Source organism: Mycoplana rhizolycopersici (assembly GCF_013378445.1).
Classification (GTDB): Bacteria; Pseudomonadota; Alphaproteobacteria; order Rhizobiales; family Rhizobiaceae; genus Mycoplana; species Mycoplana rhizolycopersici.
Window position 1 is genome coordinate 1 of sequence record NZ_JABXYK010000019.1, and the last position, 23438, is coordinate 23438.

Annotated in this window: 37 protein-coding genes; 30 read left to right on the forward strand and 7 right to left on the reverse strand. The window is 61.7% G+C overall.

What is annotated here, in order from left to right; all coding sequences use genetic code 11:
• The 28 genes from HV823_RS22310 to rplQ all read left to right on the forward strand — a co-directional run.
• Window positions 1-120, forward strand: a 120-nt coding sequence (locus HV823_RS22310; protein ID WP_149343352.1) for an EF-Tu C-terminal domain-related protein, incomplete at its 5' end; no start/stop codon positions are given.
• Between the two features lie 425 nt (window positions 121-545).
• Window positions 546-854 (forward strand): 30S ribosomal protein S10, encoded by a 309-nt coding sequence (gene rpsJ, locus HV823_RS22315; RefSeq protein ID WP_003547547.1) that lies wholly within the window; start codon window positions 546-548, stop codon window positions 852-854.
• A 171-nt stretch (window positions 855-1025) separates the two neighbouring features.
• Window positions 1026-1709 (forward strand): 50S ribosomal protein L3, encoded by a 684-nt coding sequence (gene rplC, locus HV823_RS22320; RefSeq protein ID WP_176951900.1) that lies wholly within the window; start codon window positions 1026-1028, stop codon window positions 1707-1709.
• A 12-nt stretch (window positions 1710-1721) separates the two neighbouring features.
• Window positions 1722-2342 (forward strand): 50S ribosomal protein L4, encoded by a 621-nt coding sequence (gene rplD / locus HV823_RS22325; protein WP_176951901.1) that lies wholly within the window; start codon window positions 1722-1724, stop codon window positions 2340-2342.
• Window positions 2339-2632, forward strand: coding sequence for a 50S ribosomal protein L23 (locus HV823_RS22330; RefSeq protein WP_176951902.1), 294 nt, complete (start codon window positions 2339-2341; stop codon window positions 2630-2632). The genes rplD and HV823_RS22330 overlap by 4 nt, the downstream gene beginning before the upstream one ends.
• A 31-nt stretch (window positions 2633-2663) precedes the next feature.
• Window positions 2664-3500, forward strand: a complete 837-nt coding sequence (gene rplB / locus HV823_RS22335; protein WP_112599131.1) for a 50S ribosomal protein L2 — start codon at window positions 2664-2666, stop codon at window positions 3498-3500.
• A gap of 15 nt (window positions 3501-3515) precedes the next feature.
• On the forward strand, window positions 3516-3794 hold the full coding sequence (gene rpsS / locus HV823_RS22340; RefSeq protein WP_075627127.1) for a 30S ribosomal protein S19: 279 nt from the start codon (window positions 3516-3518) through the stop codon (window positions 3792-3794).
• 2 nt (window positions 3795-3796) lie between these two features.
• The gene (rplV, locus tag HV823_RS22345) at window positions 3797-4186 is read left to right on the forward strand and encodes a 50S ribosomal protein L22 (protein ID WP_097142072.1); all 390 of its coding nucleotides are present in this window, start codon (window positions 3797-3799) and stop codon (window positions 4184-4186) included.
• Window positions 4186-4902: a 30S ribosomal protein S3 gene (gene rpsC, locus HV823_RS22350; protein ID WP_176951903.1), complete on the forward strand. Its 717-nt coding sequence runs from the start codon at window positions 4186-4188 to the stop codon at window positions 4900-4902. The genes rplV and rpsC overlap by 1 nt, the downstream gene beginning before the upstream one ends.
• A 34-nt stretch (window positions 4903-4936) precedes the next feature.
• Window positions 4937-5350: a 50S ribosomal protein L16 gene (rplP, locus tag HV823_RS22355; RefSeq protein WP_097142074.1), complete on the forward strand. Its 414-nt coding sequence runs from the start codon at window positions 4937-4939 to the stop codon at window positions 5348-5350.
• A gap of 10 nt (window positions 5351-5360) precedes the next feature.
• The gene (gene rpmC / locus HV823_RS22360) at window positions 5361-5561 is read left to right on the forward strand and encodes a 50S ribosomal protein L29 (RefSeq protein ID WP_097142075.1); all 201 of its coding nucleotides are present in this window, start codon (window positions 5361-5363) and stop codon (window positions 5559-5561) included.
• 12 nt (window positions 5562-5573) lie between these two features.
• On the forward strand, window positions 5574-5810 hold the full coding sequence (gene rpsQ, locus HV823_RS22365) for a 30S ribosomal protein S17 (protein WP_176951904.1): 237 nt from the start codon (window positions 5574-5576) through the stop codon (window positions 5808-5810).
• Window positions 5811-6056: 246 nt separating this feature from the next.
• Window positions 6057-6425 carry a 50S ribosomal protein L14 gene (gene rplN / locus HV823_RS22370; protein ID WP_003495199.1) on the forward strand — a complete coding sequence of 123 codons (369 nt, stop codon included), beginning with the start codon at window positions 6057-6059 and terminating at the stop codon, window positions 6423-6425.
• Between the two features lie 13 nt (window positions 6426-6438).
• Window positions 6439-6750, forward strand: coding sequence for a 50S ribosomal protein L24 (rplX, locus tag HV823_RS22375; protein ID WP_097142205.1), 312 nt, complete (start codon window positions 6439-6441; stop codon window positions 6748-6750).
• A complete protein-coding gene (rplE, locus tag HV823_RS22380) occupies window positions 6743-7300 on the forward strand; it encodes a 50S ribosomal protein L5 (RefSeq protein ID WP_176951905.1) in 558 nt (185 codons plus the stop codon). The genes rplX and rplE overlap by 8 nt, the downstream gene beginning before the upstream one ends.
• 34 nt (window positions 7301-7334) lie before the next feature.
• Window positions 7335-7640 (forward strand): 30S ribosomal protein S14, encoded by a 306-nt coding sequence (gene rpsN / locus HV823_RS22385; RefSeq protein ID WP_097142078.1) that lies wholly within the window; start codon window positions 7335-7337, stop codon window positions 7638-7640.
• Between the two features lie 12 nt (window positions 7641-7652).
• On the forward strand, window positions 7653-8051 hold the full coding sequence (gene rpsH, locus HV823_RS22390; RefSeq protein ID WP_097142079.1) for a 30S ribosomal protein S8: 399 nt from the start codon (window positions 7653-7655) through the stop codon (window positions 8049-8051).
• Window positions 8052-8093: 42 nt separating this feature from the next.
• A complete protein-coding gene (gene rplF / locus HV823_RS22395; RefSeq protein WP_097142080.1) occupies window positions 8094-8627 on the forward strand; it encodes a 50S ribosomal protein L6 in 534 nt (177 codons plus the stop codon).
• Window positions 8628-8639: 12 nt separating this feature from the next.
• The gene (gene rplR, locus HV823_RS22400; protein WP_097142081.1) at window positions 8640-9002 is read left to right on the forward strand and encodes a 50S ribosomal protein L18; all 363 of its coding nucleotides are present in this window, start codon (window positions 8640-8642) and stop codon (window positions 9000-9002) included.
• Between the two features lie 124 nt (window positions 9003-9126).
• Window positions 9127-9693, forward strand: coding sequence for a 30S ribosomal protein S5 (rpsE, locus tag HV823_RS22405; RefSeq protein ID WP_176951906.1), 567 nt, complete (start codon window positions 9127-9129; stop codon window positions 9691-9693).
• Window positions 9694-9706: 13 nt separating this feature from the next.
• Window positions 9707-9910 (forward strand): 50S ribosomal protein L30, encoded by a 204-nt coding sequence (gene rpmD / locus HV823_RS22410; RefSeq protein ID WP_097142083.1) that lies wholly within the window; start codon window positions 9707-9709, stop codon window positions 9908-9910.
• Between the two features lie 13 nt (window positions 9911-9923).
• The gene (rplO, locus tag HV823_RS22415; protein ID WP_176951907.1) at window positions 9924-10394 is read left to right on the forward strand and encodes a 50S ribosomal protein L15; all 471 of its coding nucleotides are present in this window, start codon (window positions 9924-9926) and stop codon (window positions 10392-10394) included.
• 403 nt (window positions 10395-10797) lie between these two features.
• Window positions 10798-12138, forward strand: coding sequence for a preprotein translocase subunit SecY (gene secY / locus HV823_RS22420; protein ID WP_176951908.1), 1341 nt, complete (start codon window positions 10798-10800; stop codon window positions 12136-12138).
• Window positions 12135-12713 carry an adenylate kinase gene (locus HV823_RS22425; protein ID WP_176951909.1) on the forward strand — a complete coding sequence of 193 codons (579 nt, stop codon included), beginning with the start codon at window positions 12135-12137 and terminating at the stop codon, window positions 12711-12713. Before secY ends, HV823_RS22425 begins: the two co-directional genes overlap by 4 nt.
• A 233-nt stretch (window positions 12714-12946) precedes the next feature.
• Entirely contained in the window at window positions 12947-13315 is a 369-nt protein-coding gene (rpsM, locus tag HV823_RS22430) for a 30S ribosomal protein S13 (RefSeq protein ID WP_176951910.1), read from the forward strand.
• 264 nt (window positions 13316-13579) lie between these two features.
• Complete coding sequence (rpsK, locus tag HV823_RS22435) at window positions 13580-13969, forward strand: 30S ribosomal protein S11 (RefSeq protein WP_023513823.1); 390 nt, start codon at window positions 13580-13582, stop codon at window positions 13967-13969.
• 103 nt (window positions 13970-14072) lie between these two features.
• Entirely contained in the window at window positions 14073-15083 is a 1011-nt protein-coding gene (locus HV823_RS22440; RefSeq protein ID WP_097142088.1) for a DNA-directed RNA polymerase subunit alpha, read from the forward strand.
• Window positions 15084-15262: 179 nt separating this feature from the next.
• Window positions 15263-15685 (forward strand): 50S ribosomal protein L17, encoded by a 423-nt coding sequence (rplQ, locus tag HV823_RS22445; protein WP_176951911.1) that lies wholly within the window; start codon window positions 15263-15265, stop codon window positions 15683-15685.
• A gap of 353 nt (window positions 15686-16038) precedes the next feature.
• Here the strand turns inward: rplQ and msrQ are convergent, their stop codons facing one another.
• Together msrQ and msrP are read right to left on the reverse strand one after the other, a co-directional pair.
• Complete coding sequence (msrQ, locus tag HV823_RS22450) at window positions 16039-16683, reverse strand: protein-methionine-sulfoxide reductase heme-binding subunit MsrQ (protein WP_176951966.1); 645 nt, start codon at window positions 16681-16683, stop codon at window positions 16039-16041.
• 2 nt (window positions 16684-16685) lie between these two features.
• A complete protein-coding gene (gene msrP / locus HV823_RS22455) occupies window positions 16686-17627 on the reverse strand; it encodes a protein-methionine-sulfoxide reductase catalytic subunit MsrP (protein ID WP_176951912.1) in 942 nt (313 codons plus the stop codon).
• A gap of 202 nt (window positions 17628-17829) precedes the next feature.
• Here msrP and HV823_RS22460 point away from each other — a divergent pair, with 202 nt between their 5' ends.
• Window positions 17830-19221 (forward strand): DegQ family serine endoprotease, encoded by a 1392-nt coding sequence (locus tag HV823_RS22460; protein WP_176951913.1) that lies wholly within the window; start codon window positions 17830-17832, stop codon window positions 19219-19221.
• Window positions 19218-20528 carry a replication-associated recombination protein A gene (locus tag HV823_RS22465; RefSeq protein WP_176951914.1) on the forward strand — a complete coding sequence of 437 codons (1311 nt, stop codon included), beginning with the start codon at window positions 19218-19220 and terminating at the stop codon, window positions 20526-20528. Before HV823_RS22460 ends, HV823_RS22465 begins: the two co-directional genes overlap by 4 nt.
• A gap of 36 nt (window positions 20529-20564) precedes the next feature.
• Here the strand turns inward: HV823_RS22465 and HV823_RS22470 are convergent, their stop codons facing one another.
• From HV823_RS22470 to HV823_RS22490, 5 genes are all read right to left on the reverse strand, one after another.
• Window positions 20565-20903, reverse strand: a complete 339-nt coding sequence (locus HV823_RS22470) for a DUF1883 domain-containing protein (protein ID WP_176951915.1) — start codon at window positions 20901-20903, stop codon at window positions 20565-20567.
• 136 nt (window positions 20904-21039) lie between these two features.
• Complete coding sequence (locus HV823_RS22475) at window positions 21040-21207, reverse strand: hypothetical protein (RefSeq protein WP_176951916.1); 168 nt, start codon at window positions 21205-21207, stop codon at window positions 21040-21042.
• A 33-nt stretch (window positions 21208-21240) separates the two neighbouring features.
• Entirely contained in the window at window positions 21241-21564 is a 324-nt protein-coding gene (locus HV823_RS22480) for a chaperone modulator CbpM (RefSeq protein WP_176951917.1), read from the reverse strand.
• Window position 21565: 1 nt separating this feature from the next.
• Window positions 21566-22477, reverse strand: coding sequence for a DnaJ C-terminal domain-containing protein (locus HV823_RS22485; protein WP_176951918.1), 912 nt, complete (start codon window positions 22475-22477; stop codon window positions 21566-21568).
• 170 nt (window positions 22478-22647) lie between these two features.
• Window positions 22648-23154 carry a hypothetical protein gene (locus HV823_RS22490; RefSeq protein ID WP_176951919.1) on the reverse strand — a complete coding sequence of 169 codons (507 nt, stop codon included), beginning with the start codon at window positions 23152-23154 and terminating at the stop codon, window positions 22648-22650.
• Window positions 23155-23438: the final 284 nt, after the last annotated feature.

A 23438-nucleotide genomic window follows, 5' to 3' on the forward strand; every position in this document is an offset into this window, starting at 1 on the left:
AACGTCACGGTTGACGTCGAGCTGATCGTTCCGATCGCGATGGAAGAAAAGCTGCGCTTCGCGATCCGCGAAGGCGGCCGCACCGTCGGCGCCGGCATCGTCGCCTCGATCGTCGAGTAATCGACGAGCGACGAGGCCGAAAGCTGCCGACGGTTGATAAGTGGTGCAGATGGCGCGCAAGCGCGATCTGCACGCGGCGCCGGCATCGTCGCCTCGATCGTCGAGTAGTCGACGGCACGACAGCGGGCAACCGGGATCGCAGTGTTATGCGGTCCTGGCATAGCCGCTACGAAAGAATTAGTCGGTCGCACCGCTTGCCGACGACGCGAAAATAGTGCAAATGGCGCGCAAGCGTGATTTGCACCGTGCTTCGTCCGGTGCGATCGCCAGGAATAAGGCCAGCCTTGGCCGCTCAAATAGGAAGGGGCAGGGGAAACCCTGTCCCTCCGATCTTTGAAAAGTTAGCGGACTGGCTGAAGATTAAACGAAGTTCAATGCGTGTTCCCTAAGGGGAGCCGCGATAAGCAAGAACAAGGACAAGTCGTATGAACGGCCAGAACATCCGCATTCGCCTCAAGGCGTTTGATCACCGGATCCTCGATGCCTCCACGCGCGAAATCGTGTCGACGGCCAAGCGTACCGGTGCCAGTGTCCGCGGTCCCGTGCCGCTCCCGACACGTATTGAGAAATTCACGGTCAACCGGTCGCCTCACATCGACAAGAAAAGCCGCGAACAGTTCGAGATGCGCACTCACAAGCGTCTTCTCGATATCGTCGACCCGACCCCTCAGACGGTTGACGCCCTGATGAAGCTCGATCTCGCCGCCGGCGTCGACGTAGAGATCAAGCTCTAATCAGGACTTTGTGAAAGTCCGGCGCAAGCCGAATAACAAGGAAGGTACGTGGCGGTAACGCCAACGGCTTCTAGGAACGGGAAACCCGAAGGTCGGATGGCCTCCGCGGAATCCTTAAACAAGAGGCGTGTAGGGGCGTTGCCCCCACAGGACTTCTAAGAGGAATGAACCATGCGTTCAGGTGTGATTGCACAGAAAGTGGGAATGACTCGCGTCTACAACGACGCAGGAGAGCACGTTCCCGTAACGGTTTTGCGATTGGACGGCTGCCAGGTCGTCGCTCATCGCACGGAAGACAAGAACGGCTACACCGCAGTACAGCTCGGTGCGGGCCGCTCGAAGGTTAAGAACACGTCGAAGGCGCTCCGCGGTCAGTTCGCTGCCGCCAGCGTCGAGCCGAAGGCGAAGCTCGTCGAGTTCCGCGTTTCCGCCGACAACCTTATCGAAATCGGCGCGGAGCTTTCCGCCAGCCACTTCCTCGCCGGCCAGCTGGTCGACGTGACGGGCACGACGATCGGTAAGGGCTTTGCCGGCGCGATCAAGCGTCACAACTTCGGCGGTCTGCGCGCCACGCACGGCGTGTCCGTCTCGCACCGCTCGCATGGTTCGACCGGCTCCAACCAGGATCCGGGCCGCGTCTGGAAGGGCAAGCGCATGGCTGGTCACATGGGCCAGACGCGCGTCACCACCCAGAACCTCGAGGTCGTTTCGACCGATGAGGACCGTGGTCTGATCCTCGTCAAGGGCGCAGTACCGGGCTCCAAGGGTGCCTGGATCGTCGTTCGCGATGCCATCAAGTCCGGCACGCCGGCCGACGCTCCGCGTCCTGCCGCTGTCCGCGCTGCAGCTAAGTAAGGGAGCCTGGTTATGGATCTCAAAGTCACGACCCTCGAAGGGAAGGACGCCGGCAAGGTTTCCCTCTCCGACGCGATCTTCGGCCTCGAGCCGCGCGAGGACATCATCGCCCGCGTCGTTCGCTGGCAGCTCGCCAAGAAGCAGCAGGGCACGCACAAGTCCAAGGGCCGCGCGGAAGTTTCGCGCACTGGCGCCAAGATGTACAAGCAGAAGGGTACGGGCCGCGCTCGTCACCATTCGGCTCGCGCTCCGCAGTTCCGCGGCGGCGGCAAGGCCCACGGCCCGGTCGTTCGCAGCCATGCTCACGACCTTCCGAAGAAGGTTCGCGCCCTCGGCCTGCGTCACGCCCTCTCGGCCAAGCTGAAGGCAGAAGACGTCATCATCGTTGATGATCTCGTTGCCAACGAAGCCAAGACCAAGGCGCTGGCCGGCTCGTTCGCCAGCCTCGGCCTGACCAACGCCCTCTTCATCGGCGGCGCTGAGCTCGACAACAACTTCAAGCTCGCAGCCCAGAACATCCCGAACGTGGACGTTCTGCCGATCCAGGGCATCAACGTGTACGACATCCTGCGTCGCGGCAAGCTCGTGCTTTCCAAGGCTGCGGTAGAAGCCCTCGAGGAGCGGTTCAAATGACGGATCTTCGCCACTACGATGTGATCGTATCTCCTTCGATTACCGAAAAGTCGACGCTGGTATCCGAGCATAACCAGGTCGTCTTCAACGTTGCCAAGACCGCTTCCAAGCCTGAGATCAAGGCTGCAGTCGAAGCGCTCTTCGGCGTCAAGGTCACGGCTGTGAACACGCTCGTCCGCAAGGGCAAAGTCAAGCGTTTCCGCGGCTTCTCCGGCCGGCAGGGAGATGTCAAGAAGGCTGTCGTCACGCTTGCTGACGGCCAGTCGATCGACGTCTCCACCGGGCTCTAATCGGGCAGTCGGCTAAAGAGGACATAAGAAAATGGCATTGAAAAGTTTCAATCCGACCACCCCGAGCCAGCGTCAGCTGGTCATCGTCGACCGTTCGGGCCTTTACAAGGGCAAGCCGGTCAAGGCGCTGACCGAAGGTCTCTCCAAGAGCGGTGGCCGTAACAACCTCGGTCGTATCACGGCCCGCTTTATCGGTGGCGGTCACAAGCGCACCTACCGTCTGGTTGACTTCAAGCGTCGCAAGTTCGACGTCGAAGGCACCGTCGAGCGTCTGGAGTACGACCCGAACCGCACCGCGTTCATCGCGCTCGTCAACTATGCCGATGGCGAACAGGCCTACATTCTCGCTCCGCAGCGCCTCGCTGCCGGCGACAAGGTCATCGCTTCGGACAAGGCTGTCGACGTCAAGCCGGGCAACACCATGCCCCTGCAGTACATCCCGGTTGGCTCGATCGTTCACAACGTCGAGATGAAGCCGGGCAAGGGCGGCCAGATCGCCCGTTCGGCAGGCACCTTCGTGCAGCTCGTCGGCCGCGACCAGGGCATGGCGATCCTCCGCCTGAACTCGGGCGAGCAGCGCCTTGTGCACGGCTCCTGCCTGGCTTCGATCGGCGCGGTTTCCAACCCGGATCACGGCAACATCAACGACGGCAAGGCCGGTCGTACTCGTTGGCGCGGCAAGACCCCGCATAACCGCGGTGTCGTCATGAACCCGGTCGACCATCCGCACGGCGGTGGTGAAGGCCGCACGTCTGGTGGTCGTCACCCGGTTTCCCCGTGGGGCAAGCCCACCAAGGGCAAGCGGACCCGGTCGAACAAGTCGACCGACAAGTTCATTATGCGCTCGCGCCACTTGAAGAAGAAGTAAGAGAGGTAGTCAGGAATGGCTCGTTCAGTATGGAAAGGCCCGTTTGTTGACGGCTATCTTCTCAAGAAGGCTGAGAAGGTTCGTGAAGGCGGCCGCAACGAAGTGATCAAGATCTGGAGCCGTCGCTCCACGATCCTGCCGCAGTTCGTCGGTCTCACCTTCGGCGTCTACAACGGCAGCAAGCACGTCCCGGTCAGCGTCAACGAAGACATGGTCGGACACAAGTTCGGTGAATTCTCTCCGACCCGGACCTACTACGGTCACGGTGCGGACAAGAAGGCGAAGAGGAAGTAACGATGGGCAAGGCAAAAGCCGAACGTCGGCTGAAGGATAACGAGGCGCAAGCAGTTGCGCGCACGATCCGCGTCAGCCCCCAGAAGCTCAACCTGGTTGCCGCGATGATCCGCGGCAAGAAGGTCGACCGCGCTCTGGCCGAACTCGAATTTTCCCGCAAGCGCATTGCCGGCACCGTCAGGAAGACGCTGGAATCGGCAATCGCAAACGCCGAAAACAACCACGATCTCGACGTCGACTCGCTCGTCGTCGCTGAGGCTTTCGTCGGCAAGTCGATCGTCATGAAGCGCTTCCACGCCCGTGGCCGCGGTCGCGCATCGCGCATCGAGAAGCCCTTCGCGCACCTGACGATTGTCGTCCGCGAAGTCGAAGCCAAAGGGGAGGCCGCATAATGGGTCAGAAAATCAATCCGATCGGCTTCCGCCTCGGCATCAACCGTACCTGGGATAGCCGCTGGTTCGCCGACAACGCCGAATACGGCCAGCTCCTTCACGAAGACCTGAAGATCCGCAAGTATCTGATGACGGAACTGAAGCAGGCCGGCATTTCCAAGGTTGTCATCGAGCGCCCGCACAAGAAGTGCCGCGTCACGATCCACTCGGCTCGCCCGGGTCTGATCATCGGCAAGAAGGGTGCGGACATCGAGAAGCTGCGCAAGAAGCTTTCCGAGATGACCAATTCGGAAACGCACCTCAACATCGTTGAAGTGCGCAAGCCCGAGACCGACGCGACGCTGGTTGCCCAGTCGATCGCCCAGCAACTCGAGCGCCGCGTGGCTTTCCGCCGTGCGATGAAGCGCGCTGTTCAGTCGGCCATGCGTCTTGGCGCCGAAGGCATCAAGATCACCTGCGCCGGCCGTCTGGGTGGCGCGGAAATCGCGCGTACCGAATGGTACCGTGAAGGCCGCGTTCCGCTGCACACGCTGCGTGCGGACATCGACTATGGTACGGCAGAAGCGGAAACCGCTTTCGGTATTTGCGGCATCAAGGTCTGGATCTTCAAGGGCGAAATCCTTGAACACGATCCGATGGCCTCCGAGCGCCGCGCGACCGAAGGTGATGCCCAGGGCGCAGGCCAGGGCGAACGCCGTCGCCGTGAAAACGCTTAATTCGCTTTAGGCGAGCAGATCGGAGAATAGAAAAATGTTGCAGCCAAAGCGTACTAAGTACCGCAAGCAGTTCAAGGGCCGCATCAAGGGCGTCGCCAAGGGCGGCTCGGACCTCGCATTCGGCGAGTTCGGCTTGAAGGCTCAGGAACCCAACCGCGTCAACGCACGCGAGATCGAAGCGGCCCGCCGCGCGATCACCCGCTACATGAAGCGTGCGGGTCGCGTCTGGATCCGCGTGTTCCCGGACACCCCGGTAACCGCCAAGCCGACCGAAGTTCGCATGGGTAAGGGCAAGGGTTCGGTCGAATACTGGGCAGCCAAGGTGAAGCCCGGCCGTATGATGTTCGAGATCGACGGCGTCAGCGAAGAGATCGCTCGCGAAGCTCTTCGTCTGGGTTCGGCCAAGCTCTCGGTCAAGACGCGCTTCGTTCAGCGCATTGCAGAGTAAGGATTGAGCCATGAAAGCCGTAGATGTTCGCGCACTTAGCGCCGACCAGCTTAATGACGAGCTCGCAAAGCTGAAGAAAGAGCAGTTCAACCTGCGCTTCCAGAAGGCGACCGGCCAGCTCGAAAAGTCCTCGCGTATCAACGAAGTCCGCAAGGACATCGCCCGCGTGAAAACCATTGCCCGCCAGAAGGCGGCAGAAGCCAAGGCCTAAGGACCAAGAAAAATGCCGAAACGCATTCTGCAGGGCACTGTAGTCAGCGACAAGAACGACAAGACTGTTGTCGTTCGCGTCGAGCGCCGCTTTGCACACCCGCTTCTTCAGAAGACCGTTCGTCGCTCGAAGAAGTACAAGGCACATGACGAAAGCAACCAGTTCAAGATCGGCGACGTCGTTTCCATCCAGGAATGCGCCCCGATCTCCAAGGACAAGCGCTGGACGGTCGTTTCCGCCCAGGCTTAATTCATGCACTTTTCGCGCAAGGGGTTGCCCTTTGCGCGAAATCCTGTATGAAGCAGCGCAAGGACGCTCGGAATCGGGCGTTCTTTTGCTTTGAGCGCATGGAAGGTCCCGGGTTTCGCCAGGCGGAACCGACGAGGAAACCACCTTGGCAAGACCCATCCCGCGCGAAAAACATAGATTCTCATAAGCTGGAACAGGGGGCTATCCTGCCCAACCGGTCCGGTTACAACAAGAAGGCGACCTGACATGATTCAGATGCAGACTAACCTCGACGTCGCGGATAATTCCGGCGCACGTCGTGTCATGTGCATCAAGGTGCTGGGCGGCTCCAAGCGCAAGTACGCTTCTGTCGGCGACATCATCGTCGTCTCGATCAAGGAAGCTATTCCGCGCGGCCGCGTGAAGAAGGGCGACGTGATGAAGGCGGTGGTCGTTCGTACCGCCAAGGACATCCGCCGTGCAGATGGTAGCGTTATTCGTTTTGATAACAACGCGGCCGTCCTGATCGACAACAAGAAAGAGCCCATCGGCACCCGTATCTTCGGACCGGTTCCGCGCGAGCTGCGCGCCAAGAACCACATGAAGATCATCTCGCTGGCTCCGGAAGTACTCTAAGGGAGCGATGGCAATGCAGAAGATTCGCAAGGGCGACAAAGTCGTCGTTTTGACCGGTAAGGACAAGGGCCGTACCGGTGAAGTCGTTCAGGTCATGCCGAAGGAAGATCGCGCGATCGTGCGTGGTGTCAACGTGGTCAAGCGCCACCAGCGCCAGACCCAGTCGCAGGAAGCCGGCATCATCAGCAAGGAAGCCTCGATCCACCTGTCCAACATCGCGATCGCCGACCCGAAGGACGGCAAGCCGACCCGCGTCGGCTTCAAGATCGAAGGCGACAAGAAGGTTCGTGTGGCAAAGCGTTCGGGAGTGTCGATCGATGGCTGACACCAAGTATGAGCCGCGGCTCAAGAAGGATTATGTCGAGCGCATCCGTGCGGCGCTGAGGGAGCAGTTCTCGTACGCCAACGAGATGCAGATCCCGCGCCTGGAGAAGATCGTCATCAACATGGGCGTCGGTGAATCGACGGGCGACTCGAAGAAGCCTTCGGTTGCTGCGGCCGACCTGGCGGCGATTGCCGGCCAGAAGCCGGTGATCACCCGTGCCCGCAATTCCATCGCGGGCTTCAAGCTCCGCGAAGGCATGCCGATCGGCGCCAAGGTCACCCTTCGCGGCGTTCGCATGTACGAATTTCTGGATCGCCTCGTGAACATCGCGCTGCCCCGCGTACGCGACTTCCGTGGTCTGAACCCGAAGTCCTTCGATGGCCGTGGCAACTTCGCCATGGGTATCAAGGAGCACATTGTGTTCCCTGAAATCAACTACGACAAGGTTGATCAGATGTGGGGCATGGACATCATCGTTTGCACGACGGCCACGACGGACGACGAAGCTCGCGCTCTCCTGAAAGAGCTCAACTTCCCGTTCCGCCAGTAATCCGTAACGACAAGCGTAAAGAAGGATAACTGTTATGGCGAAAACGAGCGCAGTCGAGAAGAACAAGCGCCGCCGCAAACTGGTTGCCAATCATGCCGCGAAGCGTGCGGCCCTGAAGGCGATCATCCAGAACCAGTCTCTGCCGATCGAAGACCGGTTCAAGGCCACCCTGAAGCTTGCCGCCCTGCCGCGCAATGGCTCCAAGACCCGCATTCGCAACCGTTGCGAAGTCACGGGCCGTCCGCGCGCATTCTATCGCAAACTCAAGATGTCGCGTATCGCGCTTCGCGAACTGGGCAATCTCGGCAAGGTGCCGGGTATCGTCAAGTCGAGCTGGTAAGGAGACGGGTACATGGCAATGACTGATCCTTTGGGCGATATGCTCACCCGTATCCGCAACGGCGCCGCACGCCGCAAGTCGAGCGTTTCCACGCCGGCTTCCAAGCTGCGCGCCCGCGTTCTGGACGTCCTTCAGGCTGAGGGCTACATCCGCGGATACTCCGAAGTCGAATTCGACAACGGCAAGGCCGAGCTGAACATCGAACTGAAGTACTACGAAGGCGCGTCCGTGATCCGCAAGATCGACCGCGTCTCCAAGCCGGGCCGCCGGGTTTATGTCTCGGTCAAGTCCATTCCGCAGGTCGCGAACGGCCTCGGCATCACCATCCTTTCGACCCCGAAGGGCGTGATGGCCGATCACCAGGCACGCGAACAGAACGTTGGTGGCGAGATTCTTTGCTCTGTCTTCTAAGGCAGGGCAGGGATCTCCATAACGAACAGACAGGATAAAACAATGTCTCGTATCGGTAAGAAGCCCGTTCCGGTTCCCGCTGGTGTCACCGCGACCGTCGATGGTCAGAAGGTCACCGCAAAGGGCCCCAAGGGCGAACTGTTCTTCGTCGCCAATGACGAAGTTTCGGTAAAGCTGGAAGACAACGCCGTTGTTGTTCAGCCGATCAACGCTAGCAAGGATGCTCGCTCCAAGTGGGGCATGTCCCGCACGATGGTCGAGAACATCTTCAAGGGCGTCAAGGACGGTTACGAGCGCAAGCTCGAAATCAACGGCGTCGGTTACCGTGCCTCGCTCCAGGGCAAGAACCTGCAGCTGGCGCTCGGCTTCAGCCATGACGTGGTCTATGAGCCGCCGGTCGGTATCAGCATCGCTGTTCCGAAGCCGACGGAAATCATCGTCAGCGGTATCAACAAGCAGCAGGTCGGCCAGGTCGCTGCGGAGATCCGCGAATACCGTGGCCCCGAGCCCTACAAGGGCAAGGGCGTCAAGTATGCCGAAGAGCGGATTGTCCGCAAAGAAGGCAAGAAGAAGTAAGGATCACGCGAAATGGCTAGCAGGAAAGAAGCTCTCGTGCGCCGCGCCAACCGCGTGCGCCGTTCCATCAAGGCGGTCGCCAACGGCCGTCCGCGCCTGTCGGTTCATCGCTCGTCGAAGAACATCTACGTACAGGTCATCGACGACGTGGCCGGCAAGACGCTTGCGTCCGCCTCCACGCTCGACACCGATCTGCGCTCGTCGCTGAAGACGGGCGCCGACACGGCAGCTGCTGCTGCCGTCGGCAAGCTCATTGCTGAGCGCGCCACCAAGGCAGGCGTCAAGGAAGTGGTATTTGACCGCGGCGCCTTCATCTATCACGGCCGCATCAAGGCTCTTGCCGAAGCTGCCCGTGAAGGTGGCCTGAGCTTCTGATCGATCCTGGCGGGCTTTACGCCCGCCATCTTCGGTCAGTGGGTATCGGTCGCTTGCCCGAAACAGGGCAGGCGACTTTTGTCAATCTGCCGATTGCACCCGGAAAAGAAAAAGGAAAAGGACAATGGCACAGGAAAGACGCGGTCGTGAAGACCGCCAGAACCGCGAAGAGCGCGACAGCGAATTTGTCGACAAGCTCGTAGCAATCAACCGCGTCGCCAAGGTGGTGAAGGGCGGCCGTCGTTTCGGCTTTGCAGCCCTCGTCGTCGTTGGTGACCAGAAGGGCCGCGTTGGCTTCGGTCACGGTAAGGCCCGTGAAGTTCCGGAAGCCATCCGCAAGGCTACCGAAGCTGCCAAGCGCGAACTGATCTTCGTTCCGCTGCGTTCGGGCCGCACGCTGCACCACGATGTGCAGGGTCGCCACGGCGCCGGCAAGGTTCTCCTGCGTTCGGCCAAGGCCGGTACCGGTATCATCGCCGGTGGCCCTATGCGTGCCGTCTTCGAAACGCTCGGCATCCACGATGTCGTCGCCAAGTCGACCGGTTCGTCGAACCCCTACAACATGATCCGTGCGACGTTTGACGCGCTGAAGAGCCAGATGCATCCGAAGGACATCGCTTCACAGCGTGGCCTGAAGTATGCAACGCTGCAGGCCCGCCGCGCTTCCGCCGGCGTCGCTTCCGAAGAATAAGGGAGCTTGACCAATGGCTAAGAAAGAAGCTGCAAAGAAGACGGTCTCCGTCGAGCAGATCGGTTCGCCGATCCGCCGCCCGGCCATTCAGCGCCAGACGCTGATCGGCCTCGGTCTCAACAAGATGCACCGGGTCAGCACGCTGGAAGATACGCCTTCCGTTCGTGGCATGATCCGTGCCGTCCAGCACCTCGTTCGCGTCGTCGACGAGAAGTGAGGGGGATAAGATCATGAAACTGAACGAAATCAAGGACAACGAAGGTTCTACCCAGAACCGCAAGCGCGTCGGCCGCGGTATCGGTTCCGGCTCGGGCAAGACCGGCGGCCGCGGTGTCAAGGGTCAGAAGGCTCGTTCGGGCGTTGCGATCAACGGCTTCGAGGGCGGCCAGATGCCGATCTATCGTCGCCTGCCGAAGCGCGGCTTCAACAACATCTTCGCATCTGAGTTCGTCACCGTTTCGCTGGCGCGCCTGCAGACCGCGATCGATGCCAAGAAGCTCGACCCGAAGGCGACCGTCGATGCTGCTGCCCTGAAGGCTGCCGGCGTCATCCGTCGCCCGAAGGATGGCGTTCGCATCCTCGCCGACGGCGAGCTGAATGCCAAGCTGACGATCGAAGTCGCTGGCGCTTCCAAGGCTGCCATCGAGAAGATCGAAAAGGCTGGCGGCAGCATCAAGCTGCTTTCGGCTGCTGCCGAATAATCCATTCGGATTTTCTGCGCCCGGGGTGCTTCACTCCGGGCGTTTTCGCTCCCATATGTGAGCCTGTCCCGAGGGGGCAAATGGTCGCGCTATGGTTTGGGAGAGCGCTGCCCAATTCCTTAGATCCGATGGGCTTTAAGGAATTCGGCAGGGGCGGGGGAGACATCCGCTGCCTGTTTCCGGGGAGTTTCGACCGGGCGAGGGGTCGGATTGCTTGACAATCGAGGTTTCGCCCGGTTTACCCTCCGTGCCGCCTGCTTTGCCCTGGCAAGGCCGGGGGAAAATTTTCGAGCGTGCGCTTTGAACGGAAGGCCTTCCGCGAGAACGCGCGCTGCAACGGTTCAGCCATAGCCCGGGTCCGGCACTCCGGCCTCTTCCCGGGCATGGTTACGCGGAGAAACGCATGGCATCGGCAGCGGAACAACTCGCCTCCAATCTCAATTTTTCGACCTTCGCCAAGGCCGAGGATCTCAAGAAGCGCCTCTGGTTCACGCTGGGTGCGCTGCTGGTCTATCGTCTCGGCACCTACATTCCGCTTCCCGGCTTGGACGCCGACGCCTTCGCCCGCGCCTTCCAGGGCCAGAGCGGCGGTATCCTCGGCCTGTTCAACATGTTCTCGGGCGGTGCGGTCGAGCGCATGGCGATCTTCGCGCTCGGCATCATGCCCTATATTTCGGCCTCCATTATCGTTCAGCTGATGACGTCGGTCGTTCCGGCGCTGGAGCAGTTGAAGAAGGAGGGCGAGCAGGGCCGCAAGATCATCAATCAGTACACCCGCTACGGCACGGTGCTGCTCGGCACGCTGCAGGCCTATGGCATTGCCGTTGGTCTTGAAGGCGGGGAGGGGCTCGTCGTCGATCCGGGCTGGTTCTTCCGCATTTCCACGGTGATCTCGCTGCTCGGCGGCACCATGTTCCTGATGTGGCTCGGCGAGCAGATCACCTCGCGCGGCATCGGCAACGGTATCTCGCTGATCATCTTCGCGGGCATCGTCGCGCATCTGCCGACCGCCATGGCCGGAACGCTCGAACTCGGCCGCACCGGCGCGCTCTCTTTCGGCGTGATTGCAGCCGTCGTCGTCATGGCCGTAGGCGTCATCGCGCTGATCGTCTTCGTCGAGCGCGCCCAGCGCCGCCTGCTGATCCAGTATCCGAAGCGCCAGGTGGGCAACCGCATGTTCCAGGGCGATACGTCGCACCTGCCGTTGAAGCTCAACACAGCCGGCGTCATCCCGGCGATCTTCGCTTCGTCGCTGCTGCTCCTGCCTGCGACCCTTGCCGGCTTCTCCAGCACCACCGAGCTGCCCGGCTGGGCGACGACGATCATTGCTGCGCTTGGTCACGGCCAGCCGCTCTATATGGCGCTCTACGCCGCGATGATCGCCTTCTTCGCCTTCTTCTACACCGCCATCGTCTTCAATCCGAAGGACACGGCGGACAATCTGAAGAAGCATGGTGGCTTCATTCCGGGCATTCGTCCCGGCGAGCGGACCGCGGAATATATCGATTACGTGCTGACCCGTATCACGGTGCTCGGCGCCATCTACCTGGTATTCGTGTGCATCCTTCCGGAAATCCTGATCGCGCAGACCGGCGTGCCGTTCTACCTTGGTGGTACGTCGCTTTTGATTGTTGTCAGCGTGACCCTTGATACTGTAGCACAGATTCAGGGTCATCTGATTGCCCAGCAATATGAAGGGCTGATCAAGAAGTCTAAGCTGCGTGGAGGAAAGAGGGGACGATGAGACTGATATTCTTGGGGCCGCCGGGTGCCGGCAAGGGCACGCAGGCAAAGCTCCTGACGGAGAGGCATGGTATTCCCCAGCTCTCCACCGGCGACATGCTTCGCGCCGCCGTCGCCGCTGAGACGGACGTCGGCAAGCGGGCGAAGGCGGTCATGGATGCCGGCCAGCTCGTCTCCGACGCGATCGTCAACGAAATCGTGTCCGATCGAATCGATTCGCCCGATTGTCGCAACGGTTTCATTCTCGACGGCTATCCGCGTACCGTGCCACAGGCGCGGGCGCTGGATGAGATGCTCGCCGGCAAGGGGCTTCGCCTCGACGCCGTCATCGAGCTCAAGGTTGACGAGGAAGCGCTGGTCAAGCGGATGGAGAACCGCGTGGCCGAGACGATCGCGGCCGGCGGTAACGTCCGCTCCGACGACAATCCCGAAGCCTTCAAACGGCGGCTGACGGAATACCGCGAGAAGACGGCGCCGCTGTCGGAATACTATTCCTCGACCGGAATGCTGAAGACGGTCGACGGCATGGCCGACGTCAAGGTGGTGACGGAACAGATCGGCAGGATCCTGGCTTAAGGCCATTAATCTGTCATTCGGAGCGGCCGGGGTTGACTTTTCCGGCCGATTCCTCTTAAGAGAGCGCCAACTCGCGACAAGCTAGCGATCGGCGCGGATTTCTCGACAAGAACGAGATCCGGAGGCGGTCGCTTTTGACATGTCCCGAACCTCGAAATTGAACGCGCGGCCGCAGGGTCGCATGACGAAGAAACCCACTTGCCGGATGGCAACTGGAAGCAAGGAGAACAGGCGTGGCTCGTATCGCTGGCGTCAACATCCCGACTGCAAAGCGCGTTGTCATCGCGCTGACCTACATCCACGGGATCGGTCCGAAGTTTGCACAGGAAATCATCGAGAAGGTCGGCATTCCCGCTGACCGTCGCGTCCATCAGCTGACCGACGCCGAGGTGCTGTCGATCCGCGAAGCGATCGACCGCGACTACCAGGTCGAAGGCGACCTGCGCCGCGAGACGTCGATGAACATCAAGCGTCTGATGGACCTTGGTTGCTACCGTGGCCTGCGTCACCGTCGCGGCCTGCCGGTTCGTGGCCAGCGCACGCACACCAACGCCCGTACCCGTAAGGGTCCGGCGAAGGCCATCGCGGGCAAGAAGAAGTAATTTCCCGATATGGGAGATTTGGAGGCTGGCGTTTGCGCCGGCCTCTTTTGAGTTTCGAACGGGGCCTGGACCGCATGTGCGGTGACCGTTTTCATGGTCGTCCCGGTCGGTGGAGCTGCTGGCGTTACGGCAGTGACGATATCGCCGCACGGTAGCCTTCGAAGGTGACGTGCACATAACACAATCAGGGCAGGGGCGAGAATGCTCCCACCCGGTGGAGCCGCTGGAACTACGGCGGTGTAGAGATCAACGAAAGGAATACCCATGGCCAAGGAAGCCGCACGCGTCCGCCGTCGCGAACGCAAGAACATCACCTCCGGTGTTGCTCACGTCAATTCGTCGTTCAACAATACGATGATCACCATCACCGACGCACAGGGCAACGCGATTGCCTGGTCGTCCGCTGGTGCAAAGGGCTTCAAGGGTTCGCGCAAGTCGACCCCGTTCGCTGCCCAGATCGCTGCTGAAGACTGCGCCAAGAAGGCTCAGGAGCACGGCATGAAGTCGCTCGAAGTCGAAGTCTGCGGCCCGGGTTCCGGTCGTGAATCGGCTCTGCGCGCACTGCAGGCCGCCGGCTTCATGATCACCTCGATCCGCGACGTCACGCCGATCCCGCACAACGGCTGCCGTCCGCGCAAGAAGCGCCGCGTCTGATCATTCGCAATCGTCATGCCGGCTGGCGCGCTTCTCGCGCCGACGGCTCTTCAAGGCTCGGCCGCCACGATTGGATGGTGGTGGCGAACGGAAGGCAAAAGATATGATCCAGAAAAACTGGCAGGAACTGATCAAGCCGAACAAGGTCGAGTTCGCCTCGTCGGGCCGCACGAAGGTGAGCCTCGTGGCGGAACCGCTCGAGCGCGGCTTCGGTCTGACCCTCGGCAACGCGCTTCGCCGCGTTCTGCTGTCGTCGCTGCGTGGCGCTGCCGTCACCGCAGTGCAGATCGACGGCGTTCTGCACGAGTTCTCCTCGATCCCGGGCGTCCGGGAAGACGTGACCGACATCGTGCTCAACATCAAGGAAATCGCCATCAAGATGGATGGCGACGATTCCAAGCGCATGGTCGTGCGCAAGCAGGGCCCGGGCGTCGTCACCGCCGGTGACATCCAGACGGTCGGCGATATCGAGATCCTGAACCCGGACCACGTGATCTGCACGCTCGACGAGGGCGCCGAGATCCGCATGGAGTTCACCGTCAACAACGGCAAGGGCTACGTGCCGGCTGACCGCAACCGCGCCGAAGACGCGCCGATCGGTCTCATCCCGGTCGACAGCCTCTACTCGCCGGTCAAGAAGGTGTCCTACAAGGTCGAAAACACCCGCGAGGGCCAGGTTCTCGACTACGACAAGTTGACGATGTCCATCGAGACCGATGGCTCCGTCACGGGTGAGGACGCGATCGCGTTCGCTGCCCGCATTCTTCAGGACCAGCTGTCGGTCTTCGTCAACTTCGACGAGCCGCAGAAGGAAGCCGAAGAAGAGTCGGTCACCGAGTTGGCGTTCAACCCGGCGCTTCTGAAGAAGGTCGACGAGCTGGAGCTTTCGGTCCGTTCGGCGAACTGCCTGAAGAACGACAACATCGTCTACATCGGCGACCTGATCCAGAAGACGGAAGCGGAAATGCTCCGGACCCCGAACTTCGGTCGCAAGTCGCTGAACGAGATCAAGGAAGTTCTCGCTTCCATGGGCCTGCACCTCGGCATGGAAGTGCCGGCATGGCCGCCCGAGAACATCGAAGATCTCGCCAAGCGCTACGAAGACCAGTACTGAGCGGCACGAGAAAGCGTGCGGGCGGTCTTGCCGCTCGCACGTCGCGCCGATTGAAAGCAACCGAAGGCAGGGTAATGCCACTGCCTTTCCCCGTCAGACAGCAGGCAGGTCGCCTGTATGTGCCAGGAAACGGCAGGACCGATGAGAGATCGGGAGCCCTGCATTGAAGGAGAATAGCAATGCGCCACCAGAAAGCCGGCCGCAAGCTGAACCGTACCGCCAGCCACCGCAAGGCGATGTTCGCCAACATGGCTGCTTCGCTCATCACCCATGAGCAGATCGTCACCACCCTGCCGAAGGCGAAGGAAATTCGCCCGATCGTAGAAAAGCTCGTCACCCTCGGCAAGCGCGGCGACCTGCACGCTCGCCGCCAGGCGATCTCGCAGATCCGCGACGCCGCCGTCGTCTCCAAGCTGTTCGACGCGATCGCCTCGCGCTACGCCACCCGCAACGGCGGCTACCTGCGCATCATGAAGGCTGGCTACCGCACGGGCGACAACGCCCCGCTGGCCGTCATCGAGTTCGTCGACCGTGACGTCGCCGCCAAGGGCGCCGCCGACAAGGCCCGCGTCGAAGCCGAGGCTGCTGCCGAAGCCGCCTGATTTTCGGGCAACGGAATGAATGGAAGAGGCCGGGTGCGAAAGCGCCCGGCCTTTTTCCTGTTTGCGATACGCCGGAAAGCCGAGCGCATTGCGCCGGGAATAGAACGCGGGAGCGTCGCCCTCATTGCCGCGTCGGGCGGACACAGCCCCTCACCCTGACCCTCTCCCCGCAGGCGGGGAGAGGGGACGTGGCTTACGTTGGAGCAGAGGATGGCGGAAGCGTCTCGGCATGTGTCCTTCTCCACGCTCGCGGGGAGAAGGTGCCGGTAGGCGGATGAGGGGCAGTTTTCGCCCCGTCAGCCGGGTGAGGGCGAACGTTGACGCAACCGATCGTCACAACCAGCTCCGGCGTCCTATTGCGCGGCGCCGTAGCTCGGCCGCGCGCGTTCGCGCCGCCACTGATTGTACCGCGAGCGCAACAGCCGCCAGACGAGCAGTGCTGCAACCAACGCGATATAGATCATTTGCTCCGGCCCCACGACCTTCACCGACATGGTAAAGTGCAGCGCGCCGGCCGCCGCGATGACGTAGACGAGCTTGTGCAGCCTGTTCCAGCGCGGCCCGAGCCGGCGGATCGACCAGTTGTTCGACGTCAGCGCCAGCGGAACTAGCATGACGAAGCCGGCCATGCCGATCGTGATGAACGGGCGCTTGGCGATGTCGGCGATGATCGAGGCAAAGTCCAGATACTTGTCGAGGATCATGTAGGTGGAAAAGTGCATGACCACGTACCAGAAGGCCAGAAGCCCGAGGGCCCGGCGATAGCGCATCCAGTTGATGCCGAAGAGATCGCGGATCGGGGTGATGCAGAGCGTGGCGATCAGGAAGCGCAGGGCCCAGATGCCGAGCAGGTGCTCGAACTCCTTGATGGCGTTGCCCGGCAACTGTCCGGTCGCGCCGAGATAGAAGGCGGAGACAGCGGGGATGAAGCCCACGATGTAAAGCGCCCAGACAGAGGCGCTGTGATACTTGCGGGGCAGGGAAGGCAGCGCGATCATCATCAGAAGTTCTTCACGAGGTCCATGCCGGCATAGAGGCCGGCAACCTCTTCGGCATAGCCGTTGAAGGGGAGCGTGTTGCGCCGGCTGCCGCCGAAGAAGCCGCCTTCGCCGATGCGGTTCTCGGTCGCCTGGCTCCAGCGCGGATGGTCGACGGCCGGGTTCACATTGGCGTAGAAGCCGTATTCGTTGGGAGCGGAGCGGTTCCAGGTCGTCGGCGGTTCCTTCTCCGTCAGCGTGATCTTCACGATCGATTTGATGCCCTTGAAGCCATATTTCCAGGGGACGACCAGCCGCACCGGCGCTCCGTTCTGGTTCGGCAGCGTCTTGCCGTAGAGACCGACGGACAGGATCGTCAGCGGATGGCGCGCCTCGTCGAGCCGCAGTCCCTCGACATAGGGCCAGGCAAGCGGCTGGAAGTAGCCGGACTGGCCGGGCATCTGCTCCGGCCTGACCACTGTCTCGAAAGCCACATATTTGGCGCTGCCGAGCGGCTCCACCTTGTCGAGCAGGCCTGCCAGCGGAAAACCGATCCACGGGATCACCATCGACCATGCCTCGACGCAGCGCATGCGGTAGGTCCGTTCCTCCAGTGGCATGGCCATCAGTTCATCGAGGCCGAATTCCTTCGGCTTGGCGACCATGCCATCGACCTTGATGGTCCAGGGAGACGGCTTGAAGTCGCCGCTGTTCGCTGCCGGGTCGCCTTTTCCCATCCCGAACTCATAGAAGTTGTTGTAGTTCGTGACGTCCTTTTCCGGCGTGAGCGGTTCGCCGACCTTGAACGGCGACGGTGATGCCTTGAGATCGGCTGCAATCGCCCCGGCGGATGATGTCAGCAGCAAGCTGCCTGCTGCCGCGCCCATGAAGGCGCGCCTGCTCATGAACAGGCTTTCCGGTGTGATTTCATGCGACGCGATCTTCGGCGGGTGATAGGCAGCCATTGGTGAGTTCCTTTGACAAGTGCAGTCACCGTGTATGTACGTAAGGAATGACGCCAAAGTTACAGTCGCGACCCCCGCGTCGCCGAGCACAATTTCGTGTGCCGGCCGTGAGTGGCATTTGCACCCGCGACCGTTGGCGCATTTGCCTTTTTTCGTGCGAAATCTTATCTGAACGTGGCGGCAACGAAAGGGAGAATCTTTTATGAAATTCGGCCAAGGCCTCGCGACCGCAACACTCCTCCTGCTCACTGCCTTCTCACCCGCTATCGCCCAGGACAAGACCGTCCCTGCCTCGCAGATGGAGATGCAGCTTTCCTTCGCGCCGCTCGTGAAGAAGACTGCGAATGCGACGGTGAACGTCTATGCCGAGCGCGTCGTCGAGCGTCGCTCGCTGTTCAACGATCCCTTCTTCGAAGAGTTCTTCGGCCAACGCATGCCGAACAGGACGCAGAAGCAATCCTCGCTCGGTTCCGGCGTGATCGTCGGCAAGGACGGGATCGTGGTGACCAACAACCATGTGATCGAGGGCGCGGACGACATCAAGGTCGCCCTCAGCGACGGCCGCGAATATCCCTGCAAGGTGCTGCTCAAGGACGACCGCGTCGATCTCGCCGTCCTGAAGATCCAGGCCAAGGAGACGTTCGACGCGCTGCCGCTCGGCGACAGCGACGCCGTCGAGGTCGGCGATCTCGTGCTTGCGATCGGCAATCCGTTCGGCGTCGGCCAGACGGTCACGAGCGGCATTGTCTCGGCATTGGCGCGCAACCAGGTCAAGGCCGGTGATTTCGGCTTCTTCATCCAGACCGACGCCTCGATCAACCCCGGCAATTCCGGCGGCGGCCTGATCGACATGAAGGGCGAACTGATCGGCATCAACACAGCGATCTTCTCCCGCGGCGGCGGATCCAACGGGGTGGGCTTCGCGATTCCGGCCAATCTCGTGAAGGTCTTCGTCGCAAGCGCCATCGGCGGCAACACCACCTTCGACCGGCCCTTCGTTGGCGCGACCTTCGATGCCGTCACTTCCGACGTGGCCGAGGCGCTTGGCCTGCACAAGGCCCGCGGCGCGCTCGTCTCTAAGGTTCTTACGGGGAGCCCTGCGGAGAAGGCCGGGCTGAAGCCGGGCGATGTCGTACTTGCGGTGAACGGCATCGCCGTCGAGCATCCCGATGCACTCGGCTATCGCCTCGCGACGGTCGGCATCGGCGGAACGGCGAAGCTGACGGTCAGCGACGGCGGCAAGGAGGAACATCTGACGATCGCGCTCGACCGTCCGCCGGAAACCACGCCGCGCGACGAAAGGCTGATCGAGGGCCGCAATCCGTTCTCCGGCGCAGTCGTCGCCAATCTCTCGCCGCGCGTCGCAGACGAACTGCGCATGCCGGCAGGCTCGGTCGGGGTGGTCGTCACCGATGTCAACCGCGGTTCGGCTGCCGCCCGCATCGGCCTGCAGCCGCGCGACATCATTATCGAGCTCAACGGCACCTCCGTCGCCTCGACCGAGGTTCTGGAAGGTCTCGTTTCCGAAGATCCCTCGGTCTGGCGGGTCGAGATCGAGCGGGACGGCCAGCGTATCCGGCAGTTCTTCCGATGAATGATCTCTTTACCCCGTCCGAACCGGCAGGGATGGCGACCAAGCGGCCGCTGGCCGATCGGCTGCGCCCGCAGTCGCTCAGGGAGGTGGCGGGGCAGGAGCACCTGACCGGCGAGGACGGGGTGCTGTCGCGCATGATCGCGTCGGGCTCCCTCGGCTCGATGATCTTCTGGGGGCCGCCCGGTACGGGCAAGACGACCGTGGCAAGGCTTCTTTCCGGCGAGACGGGGCTCGCCTTCGAACAGATTTCGGCGATCTTTTCCGGCGTGGCGGACCTCAAGAAGGTATTCGACGCCGCTCGCCAGCGTCGTATGGGCGGTCGCCAGACACTGCTTTTCGTCGATGAGATCCATCGCTTCAACCGTGCGCAGCAGGATAGTTTCCTCCCGGTGATGGAGGACGGCACGATCATTCTCGTCGGCGCGACGACCGAAAATCCCTCCTTCGAACTGAATGCCGCACTTCTGTCGCGGGCGCGCGTGCTGACCTTCAAGTCGCACGACGAAACGAGTCTCGAGGAACTGCTGAAGCGTGCCGAGGCGGCCGAGGAAAAGCCGCTTCCGCTGGACGCAGATGCCCGCGCCGCACTGGTCCGCATGGCCGATGGTGACGGTCGCGCCGTGCTGACCCTTGCCGAGGAGGTCTGGCGGGCGGCACGCCCGGGCGAGACCTTCGGCCAGGACGCGCTGTTTGGCATCGTCCAGCGCCGGGCGCCGGTCTACGACAAGGCCCAGGACGGCCACTACAATCTTATTTCGGCGCTGCACAAGTCGGTGCGCGGCTCGGACCCGGATGCAGCCCTCTACTATCTCTGCCGGATGCTGGATGCCGGCGAGGATCCGTTGTTCATCGGCAGGCGGCTGGTGCGCATGGCGGTGGAGGACATCGGGCTTGCCGATCCGCAGGCGCTGGTGATCTGCAATGCGGCAAAGGACGCCTATGATTTCCTGGGCTCGCCGGAGGGGGAACTGGCGCTCGCGCAGGCCTGCGTCTACATCGCCACCGCGCCGAAATCGAACGCCGTCTACACTGCCTACAAGGCCGCCACCCGCGCGGCGAAGGAAAACGGCTCGCTGCTTCCGCCCAAGCACATCCTGAACGCTCCCACGAAGCTGATGAAGAGCGAGGGCTACAACGAAGGCTATCGCTACGACCACGACGAGCCGGATGCCTTTTCCGGGCAGGACTATTTCCCCGAGAAGATGGGAAGGCAGACCTTCTACGATCCGCCGGAGCGCGGCTTCGAGCGCGATATCCGCAAGCGGCTGGACTGGTGGGCCAAGCTGAGGCGCGAGCGCAACGGCTGAGCCGCCAGGAAATGCCGTCGGCCCGGTTTTCAGATCTCAGCGTTGGGCGGACTGCCGGGCGGGCGGGGAGAATCGCGGACCGGCTGGTGCCTTCGGCTTCGGCACGACGCGGATGGACGATTCCACCGTGCCCTTGTGGCCCTCCATGTCGATGACCACGTGCCAGTGCGCATCCTTCGGGATCTTCAGGCGGATGGGCGACTTTTTCGCGACGCCGCCGACGAACTTGTGCTTTCTGGCGTTCTTGAACAGGTCGAAATCGGCATGCGTCATCAGCCTGACATTGGCAATGGCCGAAAGCGTGATCTCGATGACAACACCCTCGCGGATGTCCTGGAGATCGTAGTGGGTGTAGGGGAAGCTGATCTGTGTCATTGCGATCCTGCGCTGTCATTGCAGGGCGCTAATATAGGCTTCAGCGGTTAAGGATCGGTTGGCAGCCGCGGCAATGGGCCGATGCAGCAAACAGGCCGCCGCCGGGTTGGCGGCGGCACGAGCTCGGCGTCGGCCGTCAATTCTTGCTGTCGTCGAAGCGAGGGGGAGCGATCGGGTCGCTCGCCGGAAAAGTCTCTTCCAGAGCCTCGTCCAGATATTCGTCTTCCTTTGCCTTTTTCTTGTCGTTGGGGGGCATGGTCCCGCCCTTGGGGGCGGGCTTTTTGCCGGGGTCGGTCTTTGCCATGTGCGTTCTCCCGTATGATTAGGATGGGGTCAGTCAGGCGGATGGATCCTTGTCGAGCAGCGCCAGGATGCGGCGTTGAATGTCTTCGTCCTGGCTGCGGATTGCGTTCATGAGAATGCCGAGCTTGCTGCGCAGGCCGTGGATCTGATCCAGCAGTTGCATGGCGATGTCGACGCCGTCCTCGTTGACGCCCATTGGCCCGACGAGGTCCTGGATAAGCCGTGCACGCGCCAGGTCGGCATCATGGAAGGTGCGGGTGCCCTCTTGCTCTTCCGGGACCAGCCAGCGGTGTTCGACCCAGAGTTCGAGGACGGAGATCTCGATTTCGAGGGAACGGCAGAGTTCGGTGTCCTTCATGTCAGCCTCCCATGTGCCGGCGCGGGTTGTGCGCCTTGCCGGTCTCCCAGCTTTCGGCGAACGCGGTCAGTTCCGGATCGGGCACTTGTGGCAGCACCACCTGCAGTGTGACATAGGCGTCGCCGTGTCCGCCGGCCTTCCTGTGCAGTCCCTTGCCCTTCAGGCGCAGCGTCTTGCCGGTGTTAGAATTTGCGGGAATCGTCACGTTGACGGCGCCGTCGAGTGTCGGCACGCGAATTTTGCCGCCGAGTACGGCTTCGCTCAGCGAGATCGGAACCTCGTATCGCACGTCGTCGCCGTCCTGCCTGTAGAACGGATGCGGCAAGACGCTGATCTCGATGAGAGCGTCGCCTGCCGGTCCGTCGTTGAAGCCTGGTTCACCCTTGCCGCGAAGCCGCAGCGTCTGGCCGTCGCGCGTGCCTGGCGGGATGGTGAGGTCGAGTGGTGGCCCGTCCGGCAGGCTGATCTGCTTTTTAGCCCCGTTCGCCGCCTCCAGAAAATCGATCTCCATCGAAAAATGCGTGTCGCGGCCGCGGCCGCTCTGCTGACGGCGCCCGCGTTGCGAGAAGAAGCTGGAAAAGATGTCGTCGGCGTCGCCGAAATCGGAGAAGCTGTGCGTGCTTTCATATCGACCTGCGGTATCGCCCGCCGATGCGTAGTCACGGTAGTACTGCCGCGGCGGCGTCTCCGCGCCGGTTTCGTCGATCTCGCCGCGGTCGTATTTCCCTCGCTTGTCCTCGTCGCCGAGCAGCGCATAGGCCGCAGACACGGCCTTGAACTTCTCTTCGGCTTGCTTGTCGCCGGGGTTGAGGTCTGGATGCAGCTTCTTGGCGAGTTTCCTGTAGGCGCTCTGAATGTCCTTCTGGGTCGCGTTCTTGCTCACCTCGAGGACTTCGTAAGGACTGCGGCTCATGCGGACTTCCTTCGGACCCTGTTTTCATCGCGAGGCGGGACGGCAACTGCGCGACGCCCGCAATGCATGCAGCGTGTCACGTCCCGGCCTCGATCTCAATCATAGGGCAGCCAGCGAAAATGGACAGGGTTCCAGCGTGAAGTTGGCAGGCTGAAAACGGGTGGTTGAAGTCAGCCACGGTTGAGCGCGATGTCGCTCGTCGTCACCGTCTTGCCGGTGGAAGGATCGCGATCGATTGTTCGTAGCCTGAGGCCGCTTGCACCGACCTTTTCGATGATCATTTCGGCTGCGCGATCCCCGTTGACGATCTTGTTCCAGCGGACCGCAAGATCGATCGCATCGCCCTTGCGGCGTCCCGACAGCGTCGATCGCCCGCCGGCCGGTCCGACATAGATGCCGACGTAGCGATTGCCGCGGGCCGTGAGGTCGGCCGAAATCGTTCGATTGACCACGAGCATACCGCGACAGGTCGCCTTCATCGAGACCGACGCAACGCCGGCGGTTGAACGCAAACGGCAATTGACGCTGATCGCCGGCGTGCCGATCCGCATGATGACCGTACCCTTACCACTCCAGTTTCCCGCGAGCGAATGCAGGAAGGCGCGCTCGTCGGCAAGCGCCGGTGCCGCAAACGACAGGACCAAGGCGACGCAGAGCAATCTTGCAGTCAGCGGCATGGCAGCACCTCGCGCAAACGAAACATACCTCGCCCGGGATATAGTGTGTCCGAAATGGCCAAAGTTCCAGAAGGTCGAAGCTAGAAAAGTCGAACGCCCGCCAAAGACTTATCAGAATTCCTGGCAGACTAGATAAGAAGAGCTATCCCGCGCTCTTCATCTTCGTGATAAAGCATGTGCTAATATACAAATCCTGCAATGGGCTCGTCTGGCTGAGTTGCTGAACGAGGTGCGCCTGTGCGTGCCCGGTCGGCGAATTCGCCTCTACTCGATTGTTCATGGAG

Bases quoted from the DNA above. Each gene is read 5' to 3' on its own strand.
- rpsJ (WP_003547547.1), top strand. From the start codon at position 546: ATGAACGGCCAGAACATCCGCATTCGCCTCAAGGCGTTTGATCACCGG.
- rplC (WP_176951900.1), top strand. From the start codon at position 1,026: ATGCGTTCAGGTGTGATTGCACAGAAAGTGGGAATGACTCGCGTCTAC.
- rplD (WP_176951901.1), top strand. From the start codon at position 1,722: ATGGATCTCAAAGTCACGACCCTCGAAGGGAAGGACGCCGGCAAGGTT.
- HV823_RS22330 (WP_176951902.1), top strand. From the start codon at position 2,339: ATGACGGATCTTCGCCACTACGATGTGATCGTATCTCCTTCGATTACC.
- rplB (WP_112599131.1), top strand. From the start codon at position 2,664: ATGGCATTGAAAAGTTTCAATCCGACCACCCCGAGCCAGCGTCAGCTG.
- rpsS (WP_075627127.1), top strand. From the start codon at position 3,516: ATGGCTCGTTCAGTATGGAAAGGCCCGTTTGTTGACGGCTATCTTCTC.
- rplV (WP_097142072.1), top strand. From the start codon at position 3,797: ATGGGCAAGGCAAAAGCCGAACGTCGGCTGAAGGATAACGAGGCGCAA.
- rpsC (WP_176951903.1), top strand. From the start codon at position 4,186: ATGGGTCAGAAAATCAATCCGATCGGCTTCCGCCTCGGCATCAACCGT.
- rplP (WP_097142074.1), top strand. From the start codon at position 4,937: ATGTTGCAGCCAAAGCGTACTAAGTACCGCAAGCAGTTCAAGGGCCGC.
- rpmC (WP_097142075.1), top strand. From the start codon at position 5,361: ATGAAAGCCGTAGATGTTCGCGCACTTAGCGCCGACCAGCTTAATGAC.
- rpsQ (WP_176951904.1), top strand. From the start codon at position 5,574: ATGCCGAAACGCATTCTGCAGGGCACTGTAGTCAGCGACAAGAACGAC.
- rplN (WP_003495199.1), top strand. From the start codon at position 6,057: ATGATTCAGATGCAGACTAACCTCGACGTCGCGGATAATTCCGGCGCA.
- rplX (WP_097142205.1), top strand. From the start codon at position 6,439: ATGCAGAAGATTCGCAAGGGCGACAAAGTCGTCGTTTTGACCGGTAAG.
- rplE (WP_176951905.1), top strand. From the start codon at position 6,743: ATGGCTGACACCAAGTATGAGCCGCGGCTCAAGAAGGATTATGTCGAG.
- rpsN (WP_097142078.1), top strand. From the start codon at position 7,335: ATGGCGAAAACGAGCGCAGTCGAGAAGAACAAGCGCCGCCGCAAACTG.
- rpsH (WP_097142079.1), top strand. From the start codon at position 7,653: ATGGCAATGACTGATCCTTTGGGCGATATGCTCACCCGTATCCGCAAC.
- rplF (WP_097142080.1), top strand. From the start codon at position 8,094: ATGTCTCGTATCGGTAAGAAGCCCGTTCCGGTTCCCGCTGGTGTCACC.
- rplR (WP_097142081.1), top strand. From the start codon at position 8,640: ATGGCTAGCAGGAAAGAAGCTCTCGTGCGCCGCGCCAACCGCGTGCGC.
- rpsE (WP_176951906.1), top strand. From the start codon at position 9,127: ATGGCACAGGAAAGACGCGGTCGTGAAGACCGCCAGAACCGCGAAGAG.
- rpmD (WP_097142083.1), top strand. From the start codon at position 9,707: ATGGCTAAGAAAGAAGCTGCAAAGAAGACGGTCTCCGTCGAGCAGATC.
- rplO (WP_176951907.1), top strand. From the start codon at position 9,924: ATGAAACTGAACGAAATCAAGGACAACGAAGGTTCTACCCAGAACCGC.
- secY (WP_176951908.1), top strand. From the start codon at position 10,798: ATGGCATCGGCAGCGGAACAACTCGCCTCCAATCTCAATTTTTCGACC.
- HV823_RS22425 (WP_176951909.1), top strand. From the start codon at position 12,135: ATGAGACTGATATTCTTGGGGCCGCCGGGTGCCGGCAAGGGCACGCAG.
- rpsK (WP_023513823.1), top strand. From the start codon at position 13,580: ATGGCCAAGGAAGCCGCACGCGTCCGCCGTCGCGAACGCAAGAACATC.
- HV823_RS22440 (WP_097142088.1), top strand. From the start codon at position 14,073: ATGATCCAGAAAAACTGGCAGGAACTGATCAAGCCGAACAAGGTCGAG.
- rplQ (WP_176951911.1), top strand. From the start codon at position 15,263: ATGCGCCACCAGAAAGCCGGCCGCAAGCTGAACCGTACCGCCAGCCAC.
- msrQ (WP_176951966.1), bottom strand. From the start codon at position 16,683: ATGATCGCGCTGCCTTCCCTGCCCCGCAAGTATCACAGCGCCTCTGTC.
- msrP (WP_176951912.1), bottom strand. From the start codon at position 17,627: ATGGCTGCCTATCACCCGCCGAAGATCGCGTCGCATGAAATCACACCG.
- HV823_RS22460 (WP_176951913.1), top strand. From the start codon at position 17,830: ATGAAATTCGGCCAAGGCCTCGCGACCGCAACACTCCTCCTGCTCACT.
- HV823_RS22465 (WP_176951914.1), top strand. From the start codon at position 19,218: ATGAATGATCTCTTTACCCCGTCCGAACCGGCAGGGATGGCGACCAAG.
- HV823_RS22470 (WP_176951915.1), bottom strand. From the start codon at position 20,903: ATGACACAGATCAGCTTCCCCTACACCCACTACGATCTCCAGGACATC.
- HV823_RS22475 (WP_176951916.1), bottom strand. From the start codon at position 21,207: ATGGCAAAGACCGACCCCGGCAAAAAGCCCGCCCCCAAGGGCGGGACC.
- HV823_RS22480 (WP_176951917.1), bottom strand. From the start codon at position 21,564: ATGAAGGACACCGAACTCTGCCGTTCCCTCGAAATCGAGATCTCCGTC.
- HV823_RS22485 (WP_176951918.1), bottom strand. From the start codon at position 22,477: ATGAGCCGCAGTCCTTACGAAGTCCTCGAGGTGAGCAAGAACGCGACC.
- HV823_RS22490 (WP_176951919.1), bottom strand. From the start codon at position 23,154: ATGCCGCTGACTGCAAGATTGCTCTGCGTCGCCTTGGTCCTGTCGTTT.